This is a genomic window from Chryseobacterium suipulveris, from assembly GCF_022811685.1.
Classification (GTDB): Bacteria; Bacteroidota; Bacteroidia; order Flavobacteriales; family Weeksellaceae; genus Kaistella; species Kaistella suipulveris.
In genome coordinates, this window is record NZ_CP094532.1 from 699,178 (window position 1) to 710,876 (window position 11,699).

The 11,699-nt window shown below is 40.6% G+C and carries 10 protein-coding genes; 2 read left to right on the forward strand and 8 right to left on the reverse strand.

Annotation, left to right across the window (positions count from 1 at the left end; all coding sequences use genetic code 11):
• The first annotated feature begins 39 nt into the window (after positions 1-39).
• Positions 40-2,181, forward strand: a complete 2,142-nt coding sequence (locus MTP09_RS03285; RefSeq protein ID WP_243550534.1) for a S9 family peptidase — start codon at positions 40-42, stop codon at positions 2,179-2,181.
• 538 nt (positions 2,182-2,719) lie between these two features.
• Here the strand turns inward: MTP09_RS03285 and MTP09_RS03290 are convergent.
• A complete protein-coding gene (locus MTP09_RS03290) occupies positions 2,720-5,389 on the reverse strand; it encodes a S9 family peptidase (RefSeq protein WP_243550536.1) in 2,670 nt (889 codons plus the stop codon).
• Between the two features lie 168 nt (positions 5,390-5,557).
• Between MTP09_RS03290 and MTP09_RS03295 the strand changes: the two genes are divergently transcribed.
• On the forward strand, positions 5,558-6,019 hold the full coding sequence (locus MTP09_RS03295) for a DUF1801 domain-containing protein (RefSeq protein ID WP_243550539.1): 462 nt from the start codon (positions 5,558-5,560) through the stop codon (positions 6,017-6,019).
• A gap of 61 nt (positions 6,020-6,080) precedes the next feature.
• On the opposite strand, the gene MTP09_RS03300 is transcribed toward MTP09_RS03295, so the two are convergent.
• From MTP09_RS03300 to MTP09_RS03330, 7 genes are all read right to left on the reverse strand, one after another.
• Positions 6,081-6,629: an L-threonylcarbamoyladenylate synthase gene (locus MTP09_RS03300; protein ID WP_243550541.1), complete on the reverse strand. Its 549-nt coding sequence runs from the start codon at positions 6,627-6,629 to the stop codon at positions 6,081-6,083.
• Positions 6,630-6,860: 231 nt separating this feature from the next.
• Positions 6,861-7,295 (reverse strand): transposase, encoded by a 435-nt coding sequence (locus MTP09_RS03305; RefSeq protein WP_243551573.1) that lies wholly within the window; start codon positions 7,293-7,295, stop codon positions 6,861-6,863.
• Positions 7,296-7,896: 601 nt separating this feature from the next.
• On the reverse strand, positions 7,897-8,406 hold the full coding sequence (locus tag MTP09_RS03310; protein WP_243550543.1) for a DinB family protein: 510 nt from the start codon (positions 8,404-8,406) through the stop codon (positions 7,897-7,899).
• 29 nt (positions 8,407-8,435) lie between these two features.
• Positions 8,436-9,428, reverse strand: coding sequence for a tRNA dihydrouridine synthase DusB (gene dusB / locus MTP09_RS03315; RefSeq protein ID WP_243550545.1), 993 nt, complete (start codon positions 9,426-9,428; stop codon positions 8,436-8,438).
• Positions 9,429-9,681: 253 nt separating this feature from the next.
• Positions 9,682-9,885, reverse strand: a complete 204-nt coding sequence (locus MTP09_RS03320; RefSeq protein WP_243550547.1) for a hypothetical protein — start codon at positions 9,883-9,885, stop codon at positions 9,682-9,684.
• Complete coding sequence (locus MTP09_RS03325; RefSeq protein WP_243550548.1) at positions 9,885-10,514, reverse strand: DUF3575 domain-containing protein; 630 nt, start codon at positions 10,512-10,514, stop codon at positions 9,885-9,887. The genes MTP09_RS03320 and MTP09_RS03325 overlap by 1 nt, the downstream gene beginning before the upstream one ends.
• 9 nt (positions 10,515-10,523) lie before the next feature.
• Entirely contained in the window at positions 10,524-11,693 is a 1,170-nt protein-coding gene (locus tag MTP09_RS03330; RefSeq protein ID WP_243550549.1) for a thioredoxin family protein, read from the reverse strand.
• Positions 11,694-11,699: the final 6 nt, after the last annotated feature.

Consider the following 11,699-nt stretch of genomic DNA (forward strand, 5'->3'; position numbering starts at 1 on the left):
GATTTTATTTCTTATTTTTAGCACTCTAATTTTCAAGAAATGAAATTTTCAAAAATTACTTTGTTATTCATGGTTTCGGGAAGTTTTCTTTTTGCCCAGAACCAAAAATTTACCATTGCTGAAGCAGTAAACGGACTCCGCAGCAATCTTGCCGTGAAAAACATCTCTCAGTTTTCGTGGAGCGGCGACCATAAAGCATTTTACCAAAGTGTGAAAAATGGCTATCTCGTGACGGAAGTTCAGAGCATGAAACAGGACACGCTGGTTTCTTTGACCCAACTGAATAAAAATCTCTCTGCCGAGAATAAACTGAAATCGTTCCCGAGAATTACCTTCATCAACCAAGACAAAGGATATTTTACCCAAAACTCCAAATATTTCTGGATTGAAAAGTCTGGGAAAGACTGGAAAATCAAGGACTGGACTTCACTCGACGAAAATGCCGAGAATACTGAACTCTTGAGTGACAACAGTGGTTTTGTTTATACCATTAAAAATAACCTTTACCTTAATAAAAACGGAAAGATTACCGCGATCACCAATGATCAGGACGAAAACATCGTTAACGGAAAAACGGTGCATCAACAGGAATTTGGGATTACCAAGGGAATCTTTGTTTCACCCGACAATTCCAAAATCGCTTTCTACAGAATGGATCAAACGATGGTGAACGATTATCCGATCATCGATTGGAGCACAACGCCTGCCACGAACAAGAATATTAAATATCCGATGGCGGGAACGAAATCGCACCACGTTACCTTAGCAATTTATGACATCAAATCCGGAAAAACGACTTTTGTAAATACTGAAGGCGATCCTGAGCAATACCTCACTGCAATTACCTGGAACCCTGATTCTAAAACGGTTTTCATTGGAGTTCTAAACCGAGATCAAAATGATTTGAGAATAAATCAGTACGATGCTTCGACTGGAAATTTCATAAAAACTATTTTTGAGGAAAAGTCAGATAAATACGTTGAACCACAACATCCACTGATATTCTTCCCGAATTCGACGACTGATTTTCTGTGGCAAAGTCAGCGCACCGGATTCAACCACCTTTTCCATTACAACCTCGAGAAAGGTTTGGTTTCCCAAGTCACGAAAGGCGATTGGATCGTGACGGATTTCCTGGGATTCAATGAAAAAAAGAAAGAGATCTTTTATGCTTCCACGCAGGAAAGTCCGATGGAGAGACATCTTTACAAAGTAAACTGGAACACTTTCAAAACCGACAGAATCAGTCAGCAATCGGGAATGCATTCGGGAATTTTGAGCAAGGACGGGAATTTCATCTATGATTCTTACTCAAATGCGACCACTCCAAGAATCGTGAATCTCATTAATACCAACACTTTAAAATCGAAGAATATTCTTGTTTCTGAAAATACCCTGAAAAATTACCAAAGACCAGAAATCAAGAATATTACACTTTCTGCGGATGACGGGACTCCGCTTTATGGGAAGCTGATTTTACCGACGGATTTTGATCCGAATAAGAAATATCCTGCGATTGTTTATCTGTATAATGGTCCACATCTTCAGCTGATCACGAATTCTTTTCCGGCTTCAGGAAATTTGTGGTACGAGTTCATGGCGCAACGTGGCTATGTTGTTTTCACGATGGACGGACGAGGTTCTGCAAACCGCGGACTGAAATTTGAACAGGCGGTTTTCCGAAACTTGGGAGAAACGGAAATGAACGATCAGCTGAAAGGAGTTGCATATTTGAAATCTCTTCCTTACGTGAATGCCGACAAACTGGGAATCCACGGTTGGAGTTACGGCGGTTTTATGACGACGAGCTTTATGCTGAAACATCCCGAAGTTTTCAAAGTAGGAGTTGCGGGCGGTCCCGTTATCGACTGGAATATGTATGAAATTATGTATACCGAAAGATATATGGATTCCCCACAGAAAAATCCCGATGGATACAAGCAGGCCAATCTTTTGGATAAAGTTCAGAACCTGAAAGGTCACCTTTTAATGATTCACGGAGCGCAGGATAATGTGGTGGTTTGGCAACATTCCGTGAAGTTTCTGAAAGCGGCGGTTGACAATGGAGTGCAGCTCGACTATTTCGTTTATCCTGGTCACGAACACAATGTTCTTGGGAAAGACAGGGTGCACCTGATGCAGAAAGTCACCGATTATTTTGACGAATATCTGAAGAAATAAAAAGAAATTCCGAAGCTGAAGGTTTCGGAATTTTTCTTTGCTAACAATTTCTTTTTCTCGCAGATTGCGCAAATTTCGCGGATCTCTTTTCTGCTAAAAACAGCCACGAATACACGAATAAATTATTTCGTGCATTCGTGGCAAGAAAAATCCGTGCGATCACTGAAATCTGGAAGAGAAAAACCGCAAAGATTTTATCCAAGTTTCTCTTTATTATTAGGTTGCAAAGTATTATCCGCCAGAGGCGGCTTGATTAAGCTTTCGCTTGAATGCAAGAAAAATTTTTCTCGCAAATTGCGCAAATTTCGCGGATCTCTTTTCTGCTAAAAAACAGCCACGAATGCACGAACAAATAATTCGTGCATTTGTGGCAAAAAAAGTCTGCGCGATCCCTGAAATCTGCGAGAGAATAATCGCAAAGATTTGACTGGATTTCATCAATACACAAATATAATTCGTGCATTCGTGGCGATGAATAGCAAACAAAAATTCCGAAGCTTTGCAGCTCCGGAATTTGTTAAGAGTTTTAGTTTTGGTATTACTTCAGTTCAGAAGTCATCACCGCATTGTTCATTGCTGGTAGTACCGCTTCTGTTTTTACCGCGATTTTTCTTGCAGGATCAATCCACAGAGTCATTTTTTCTGCCGGATTCTCAGCATTGGTTTCTACCACTTTCCAAGTGTCGATACCTTTGATCTTTTCTTTTCCTTCCACTTTCAGGATCCACGTTTTCGGTTTCATCGTCATCAGATCGACCGTATAGAAACTTGTTGTATATCCTTCTTTCAGTGGAAGTCTTGCAAGAATCATATCTGCACCCGCTCCTTCACTTAGATAAGCTCCGGCAAGCTGTACAGGAATTTCTTTACCCATTGCGCTGATCTTTACTTCGTTACCGTTTTTCGTCATTGCCATCGTTACTGGTCCTTGAACGACGTTACGTTTCACAGGTTCGAAATTTTTACCAAAAGTTACTTCGTCACTCATTTTTCCCATAGGTGAAGTGGCTTCATCCAGAACTACCCAGTTGTTTCCGTCTTTTTTCACAGTTCTGGTCACGTCCATTTTGATGTTTTGTCCCATCACTGCGATATTTGCATCGTAGTTATATGTACCCGCCGAGAAGTCGCCGCTCAACGCAGGAAGAGATGCCGGAACTTTTACGTCCACTTTTTCTGCAAGTTTTACGGTGTTGATGTCAACGGTCATTTCTTTCAGTCGTTTTGCAACGTCATCCGGCATTTCCGCTTGATAACGGGTTCCGATATATTTTGCCAAAAACTTTTCTGCCGCTGCAATCATCGCCATATTGTTTACGGGTTTTGCAAATCCGTGTCCTTCATCTTCGGCGAGAATGTACTGCACATCGCGTTTCAAATCTCTCAATGCAATCACGATTTGGTCGCTTTCCGGCTGTTTTACTCGTGGGTCGTTTGCTCCCTGAATAATCATTAAAGGTGCCTTAATATTTTTAGCATGGAAAAGCGGACTTGCCTGTGTTAAGAGTTTTTTGCCTTCTTCCGTACTTTCGTCGCCCATCCTTAGGGTGAAGATTTTTCGTCCTGCTTCCCAATACGGAGGAATTGTTGCAAGAAGCGTGAACAGGTTACTTGGTCCTACAATGTCAACTCCGGCTGCATAAAGGTCAGGAGTAAAGGTAAGCCCCGCCAAAGTTGCGTAACCACCGTAGCTTCCGCCCATAATCGCCACACGTTTCGGATCCACAATTCCTTTGGCAACCAAATCTTTTACGCCCCAAGTAATATCGTCCTGCATGAGTTTGCCCCACTGAAGATTTCCGGCATCAAGAAACTTTTTGCCGTAACCGGTACTCCCTCTAAAGTTAGGATCAAGAACTGCAAATCCTCTGTTTGCAAAAAGTTGCGCATAGGAGTTGAACCCCCAATAACTTCTCGCCCAAGGTCCGCCGTGAGGGAAAACCAGAAGCGGCAAATTCTTGGCCTCGACATTTTTAGGCAAAGTCAGATAGGCAGGAATTACAAGTCCGTCGCTACTTTTGTAGGTGATCGGTGTCATCGGGCTTAAATACTGCTCATAAGGTTTCAGTTTCGGACGAGGTGTATATTGCTCGGTGATTTTTTTGGAATCTCTGTCGAAGAAATAAACTGTGGAAACTTTGGTGTCGCCGTGCGCGGTGAAGAGCCATTTGCGCTCGTCTTTCGTTTGGCTTGCAATCGCGATTTCAGCTCCCGGGAATTTTGACTTCAGAAAATTGTAGTCGGCTTCCATTTTTTTGTTTTTGAAATAGATGCGCGGTTTTTCGTCGAAGTAGGAAGTGTAGTTCAGTTCCTTGGTCAAGTTACTGAATGAAGCGGAAGACAAATCCACCTTCTTCAGTGGGTCTTGTTCGAAATCGGTAGCTGCTCCCGTTTTCGGATCCATGAGTACCAATTTCGTAAGGTCTGTTTCTGCACCTTTGTTGGTTTCCACGTATACTCTGGAATTATCTTTTGTAAATGCAAGCGGATAAGCCGATTCTAACGGGGAAACCGAATAGATTTTGGTGAATTTCCCGTCGTTTCCTACGGAAAGAAACTCTGTAGAACCGTCTTCAGGATTTCTGAGAGCGAGCCGTGGTTTCTCGTCCCAGTCAAAAATCCAGCCACTGATTCTGTCGGTATTTTCGTTGAGTTTGGTCAGTTTTCCGGAATTGATTTCAACTTTGTAGAGGTCATGCCATTTCGCATCGCGGTTGTTAAGCCCGATCATCATTACGTTTGGATCTTTCTTGCTCACCATATAGATTTGGACTCTTGCATCGTCGAAAGGAGTGAGATTTCTACTTTCGGGGATTCCTGTTTTCGCATCCGCAGCTGCAGTCGGTGAAACTGCATAGGCATTGTAATTTTCGTTACCGCCTTTGTCTTTTACGTAAAGAATATATTTCCCGTCTTCAGTCCAGAAATATCCTCCGGTTGGTCTTTCAAGGTTGGTCAATCGACGTGCCTTATCGAAAGGTTCGTCGAATTTTTTTACCCAGATGTTCATGATTCCGTTATATTCTTTCATAAACGAAATGAACTTTCCGTCCGGACTTAGTTGCCCACCGGAAATTTCGGGATTGCCGAAGAAAATGCTTCGGTCGATAATTGGGACTTCTCCGGAAGCAGCTTTCGTTGATTTAGTCTGCGCAACTGCACCTGCTGAAAACAGCGCCATCGCCATGAATAAAAAGACTCGTCTCATAGATTTGGTTTTTAAGGGGTTAAGGAAAATTTTGATTAAAGATAAGTGATTATTTTGTGATTTTATGCTATTTTTGAAAAGTAGCTTTCCCCTATTAGACGAATTGTATTACGGGATGTTACATAATTTCTAAAGAAAATCGCCAACATTAAATCAATATTTTAGAGCATGACAATTCCTGCAGACAGTATAAAAGAATACCTTGAGAAAGTCCCTGAAGAAAGAAGATCCGCTTTCAAGAAGCTCTTCGAAACGATTGCCGAGAACTTGCCGGAAGGTTTTGAAACCGGTTTATCTTACGGGATGATTGGTTGGGATGTGCCGCTCAAAACTTATCCAGCGGGTTATCACTGTACACCGGGGAAACCGCTTCCGTTTATGGGAATGGCTTCGCAGAAAAACTTTATCGCGCTTTATCACATGGGAATTTATGCAAATCCTGAACTTTACGATTGGTTTGTCGCAGAATATCCAAAACATTCGAAAAGAAAGCTGGATATGGGAAAATCCTGCATCCGTTTTAAAAAGCCGGACGAAATTCCTCTTGAATTGATCGCAGAATTGGCAAAGAAAATGTCACCCGAAAACTGGGTTTCGATGTATAAGAAAATGCTAAACAAGGAAAAGTAATCTAGCTCAACCTCAACCTCAACCTCAACCTCAACCTCAACCTCAACCTCAACCTCAACCTTTACTCCCTAATCACTTTAATTCTCCCGTCGTTCCAAACGCGAATCACGGATGAGCCGGAATATTCGGAAACTTTGTCGTGATCTTCATCGGCAACTACATCAACTGCGTTGATAATTTCTTTGGAAATGTCGCTAAATTTCATCGGCGATCTGTCACCGCTCAGATTGGCGGAAGTAGAAACCAATGGTTTGTTGAGTTTCGAGATCAGTTTTTTCAGGAATTCTGTTTTTACCAACCGGATTCCGATGCTTCCGTCCTCTGCAAGAAGTTCCTTTGGCAAACCTCTCGGACTGTCATAAATAATGGTGACAGGTTTCTCGGAAAGGTCGATGATTTCCCACGCCATTTCGGGAACATCCACCAAATCCTGAAGCCGCTTTTCGCTTTCCACGAGAATAATCATTGACTTGGTTTTATCCCGCTTCTTGATTTCGAAAATTTTGTTGATGGCATCTACATTTGTGGCATCACAACCAATTCCCCAAATGGTGTCGGTAGGATAGAGTAGGGTTCCGCCGGATTTTAATGTTTCAATGAGTTTTTCCATTTTGTAATGAAGGGATTAATCTTTGATGGATGGGTTCGGATTATTCAATAGGAACGGTTCCGATAACTATCGGAATTAGCCATTTTAATATTTTGTCAAATTTCTTTAGTTTTAGCATTTTGTGGTGAAGAGATTAATATTATACTGGATGTGTTTGGATTAGGATTATTCAATAGGGGCGGGCTAAAGCCCGCCTTCTGGTTTGCTCTTCGATTTGGCTTTAGCCAAAACCTATTTCAGAATCCTAAAACCATAATGATTGATAAACTGATCATATTCTTCTGAAAATGATTTCAAAGTATGATGCTCTTCTTGTTTTTTGATATAATTTCTCACTCTTTCTATGTGAGATTCAGAAACTGAAACAGCTAAGTATTCATCTTGCCAAGAAAATTTTTCTGTTGTCAGATTGTTTTTGTTAATCCAGTGTGAGCATTCGCCCTTGATCAGTTGTACCACTTTTTCTATAGTTTGGTCGGAACCTAAAGAAACGAGGCAATGACAATGCTCTCGGTAACCATTAACCATGTCGATGAAAATATTTTTCTTCTTTGCATTTTCCTTGATATGTTTCCACACCGAGATTCGTAATTCTTTTGAATTAAGGAAAGGTTTTTTGTTTAAAGTTGAGAAAACAATATGAAAATAAATTTTGATAAATGGCATCGCGATTAGTTTTTTCAAATGTAACAAAATTTTAAGTTTTGGCTAAAGCCAAGAGAATCGCCTTTATTAAGACGGGCTAAAGCCCGCCGCAATTGATACCCGATGTTCTACATTGTTCATTCGAATAGTAATCTCAACGATTCTAATACATTTTTTTATTATTCGGTCGATTGTGGTTTTGGAATTTTTCTTTAGGAATTTGAAGAAAATTGGTTTTTTGAAAATGGCAATATTAGGTTTTGGCTAAAGCCAATTAGATTGCCCCTAAAAAGACGGGCTTAAGCCCGTCCCTATTGATGTTCTCTATTGATTTTTTAATATTTAATAGAACAGGATTTCGTTTTAGATTTTGTCTATTCTTTAAAAAAACTTGCGAAATCCAATCCCAATTGATGTGAAAAATATACCGTCTCTAAAATTCAATGGAAACTTGCTTCAACTCAAAATTTTTTCAAGCCAATAGAAAATAGGGTTTAAGTTCTTCCTATTCTCAAGCACACATTTCATCATTTCTATTTATCACTAGGAACGGGCTTTAGCCCGTTTAAAATTTTCGTGAAGTTCAATTGGCTTTAGCCAAAATTTATTTCGTCATCAATATTTAATCATTGAGCAAAGGGATATACCGCTCCTTAATAATGTTCAAATGATGAATATTGTGGCCCACAATTAATTTTCCGAGGGTTTCTACAGAAATCTCATTCCCGTTTGCAATTCCTTTTCTTTGAAGAGTTTCAGGGTCAAGTTTGCTGAAAAAACTGATGGTCAGATTTCTCGCCCAGGAAAACTCGTTAACCAACTCATGCAATTCGTAACGGGAAACGTTGTTGTTTTTACCGTACGGTTCTTCATCCCAACCGGGAAGTTCAGTCTTGTCATTTCTGGAAAAACGGAGTGCCCGATAATGGAAGATTTTCTCGGAATCAATAAGATGTTGCAGAAGAACCTTTAAACTCCATTTTCCTTCTGCATAAGCAAAATCGGCTTGTTTTTCGGTAAGCTCACGGTAAAAAAGCTCGGTTTCGCTACCTGTGATTTCCATCTGCTCCAACCAATTTTGGGTAGGAATAAGGTCGAGGTAACGCTGGATGTATTTTTGAAACTCGGTCATGTTCTAATGTTGAGCTGAAATTAATGTATTTATACAAAAGTATTTTCCCGATAAAAAGAATCGGCTTCGGCAATTACCTGATCCATTTCTTCAAGGGTGAAAACTTCCAAAAACTTCATTCGCCATTCTTTGAAATGAGGAATTCCGCGGAAGTAGTTACTGTAATGTTGTCGCATTTCAATCAATCCGAGTCTTTCACCTTTCCATTCGGTGCTCCATTCTGCATGTTGCCGAACTGCTTCCAATCGTTGGGTAATGGTCGGTGCTGGCAATTTTTCTCCCGTTTCAAAAAAATGTTTGATTTCGTTAAATATCCACGGGTAACCGATGGCGCCACGACCGATCATAATTCCGTCGCAGTCGTATTTTTGTCTGTATTCAAGGGCTTTCTCTGGGGAATCTACATCTCCGTTTCCGAAAATCGGAATTTCAATATTGGGATTGTTTTTTACTTTAGAAATGAAATCCCAATCCGCTTCGCCTTTATACATTTGCGAACGGGTCCTTGCGTGAATGGTCAAAGCTTTGATGCCCGCTTCCTGCAAACGTTCGGCAACCTCCATAATGTTGATGGTTTCCGTATCCCAACCGAGACGCGTTTTCACCGTCACTGGAAGATGAGTGGAATTGACCACTGCTTTCGTTAACCGCACCATCAAATCGATATCTTTCAAGACACCTGCTCCTGCTCCTTTGCATACGACTTTTTTTACCGGACATCCAAAATTTATGTCCACCAAATCGGGGTTTACCGTCTCGACAATTTTTGCAGAAAGTGCCATCGCTTCTTCATCCCCGCCAAAAATCTGAATTCCGACGGGTCGTTCGTAATCGAAGATGTCGAGTTTTTTTCGGCTCTTCATTGCATCGCGAATCAGACCCTCCGAAGAAATAAATTCAGAATACATCAAATCTGCACCATGCATTTTGCACAGCCGACGAAAAGGCGGATCCGACACATCCTCCATCGGTGCGAGCAGCAAAGGGAATTTAGGCAGTTCTATATTGCCGATTTTTATCATGCGGCAAAGGTAAAAAAAGTTGAGGAGATTTTGTTTGGGAGAGTTGGAGAGTTGGAGAGTTGGAGAGTGATAAGTGATAGATGAGCGAAATTCAATGGTGAATTCGCTTGGCTGTGAATTTCTTCGAGTGAATTTTTTTCTTCAGTTATGATCTCGAAACTTGAAATTTGAAACTTGAAATTTGAGTATTGCAACAACGTCAAACCGCTAAAAGCTTATTGCCGAATGCCGAATGCTACATTGCAACCTTGTCTCAATCAAAATCGTGATGAGTGTCGTCTTTGGAGTTTTTGTACACAAACCACATCCCTATGGTTAATCCTACTACACCTGCAACCGCAGTCATTAATGCCCGTTCTAATTTGTCGGCTTGGTCATTACCGATATAGTTCATCAGGAAAAGGATGATGAAGGTAATCGCGGCAACAACTAGAAATTTTTTGCTCTTGATGTTCATTATTTCAGTCGGTAAGAAATCATTAAACCTCCTTTGTAGGGAACCCATTCTCCACTGCGGTTGTATTCTCTTGTGGGATCCGTATCATATCTCGCACCCGAGACTTTGTCGAAACCCTTATAAAATCCTTCGGAATGCCCACCTCCTACGAATAGGTCCAAATTCCAGTTGTCATTAATTTGCCATTGATAACCAACAGTTGCGCCCACCATTATAGCATAACCGTCCTGGTAAAGATTTGACGTGATGTAAATCGGTGAGTGGGGTTCATACTGGTAGGGTTCATCAGTCCAATAATTGTATTTTTGGAATTTATATCTGGCAAAATGAATATTTCCGCCAATATACCAATGTTTGAAAGCTTCCTTGAAATAATATCTTCCTTCAACTCCGCCCATGTAAACTTGCGCATATTTCCCTGCAAAAGACTTCCATGGAGAAATAAAGATTTCTTCCTGCATTGTCCACTTGTTACTTAACTGGTGTTCAATTCCAGCATTCACTACTCCAATTGGCAAAAAGACTGCATTTGCTTTTGCATATAATTTTTTTTGATCTTCGGAAGCTTTTACTTGGGAATTCGCGTACGAAAACAGGCAAACCGCAAGAAATAAAATGAACTTTTTCAATGGACCTTATTATTTTAAATTTTCAAGTAATTTTTTTGCTAAAGAAGCGTCTTTTCCCTGAGTTTCAGCAAGGTGCATGGAGAGTTCTGCATACATTTTGGCGTTTTCGGTCTTTCCAATCTTAGAATAAAGCTTTGCTAGAATATAGGTGTTTTCTGAGGTTTCAGATTTTATGACAGATTTTTCTGCCCATTCCGATGCCTTTGCTAAAGATTCCTTGTTGTCGATATGTTCACTGAACAGCCATGCTGCTTTCAAAAGTTCCTCCGGATCAAAGTTTTCCGATTTTTTGTAATATTCCAAAGCAGCTTTTTCGTAACCGCCAAAGTTCCCGATATTCGGATAATAAATAACTTTCAAACGGTTGAGTGCGGTTTCTGCTTCGGTTTTGCCGACAAGTGGAACAGCGTTTGTCATGAAGTACCCGTCGTTGATGATACCTGTTTTCTGGTCTACAGAATTCTCCATTACTTTAGATAGCTTAATGTTTACATCAAACTGGTTATAAACGTCTTCCGACATCACGTTTGCAATTTCATTTTTCCGCTCTGTGAAAATTTTATAGTTGGGATCGGTAGGTGACTTTAGAAAATAAAGCAGCAATCCTACATCTTCTCGTGTGAGTGGTTCTTTTTTTCCGGCAAAAAACCTCTCGGAAGCTTTCTTCGCAAGTTCATAATCGCTTTCGGCATAGAGGCGGATCATATTCATGAGGAATTCCGGATCGTTTTCACCTTTTTCGAATTGCTCTTTGTATGAACCACTTTTTAATTTGGGATTGTTGGCTTCTTTTGCGAGCGAGAGGAACTGGTTTTCGTCCATATAGCCGTAACTCTTCATTACCACCTCGCCATCGCCGTTCAGAAAAAGAAATGATGGATAAGAGCGGATCCCGTATTTTCGCGCAATCTCCCGTCCTTCACCTTTTTCCATGTCAAACCTTGAATTGATGAAGTTGGCGTTGTAGTATTCTCTTACCGATTTCTGGGGAAAGATATTTTTTTCCATCAGTTTGCACGGACCGCACCAAGTAGCATACGCATCCATGAAAACCAATTTCTTTTCTTTCTTTGCTTTTGCTAAAATTTCTTTGAATCCGGTATTCTGGAAGTCGATACTTTCCTGCCCAAAAACTGCAAGTGAAATAACGAGCGTAATCAACAGAAGGATTTTTTTCATTTCGAT

Excerpts from the sequence above, each read along its gene's own strand:
- MTP09_RS03285 (WP_243550534.1), top strand. The coding sequence starts at position 40 with ATGAAATTTTCAAAAATTACTTTGTTATTCATGGTTTCGGGAAGTTTT.
- MTP09_RS03310 (WP_243550543.1), bottom strand. The coding sequence starts at position 8,406 with ATGACCGAGTTTCAAAAATACATCCAGCGTTACCTCGACCTTATTCCT.
- MTP09_RS03295 (WP_243550539.1), top strand. The coding sequence starts at position 5,558 with ATGACAATTCCTGCAGACAGTATAAAAGAATACCTTGAGAAAGTCCCT.
- MTP09_RS03305 (WP_243551573.1), bottom strand. The coding sequence starts at position 7,295 with ATGCCATTTATCAAAATTTATTTTCATATTGTTTTCTCAACTTTAAAC.
- MTP09_RS03300 (WP_243550541.1), bottom strand. The coding sequence starts at position 6,629 with ATGGAAAAACTCATTGAAACATTAAAATCCGGCGGAACCCTACTCTAT.
- MTP09_RS03290 (WP_243550536.1), bottom strand. The coding sequence starts at position 5,389 with ATGAGACGAGTCTTTTTATTCATGGCGATGGCGCTGTTTTCAGCAGGT.
- dusB (WP_243550545.1), bottom strand. The coding sequence starts at position 9,428 with ATGATAAAAATCGGCAATATAGAACTGCCTAAATTCCCTTTGCTGCTC.
- MTP09_RS03330 (WP_243550549.1), bottom strand. The coding sequence starts at position 11,693 with ATGAAAAAAATCCTTCTGTTGATTACGCTCGTTATTTCACTTGCAGTT.
- MTP09_RS03320 (WP_243550547.1), bottom strand. The coding sequence starts at position 9,885 with ATGAACATCAAGAGCAAAAAATTTCTAGTTGTTGCCGCGATTACCTTC.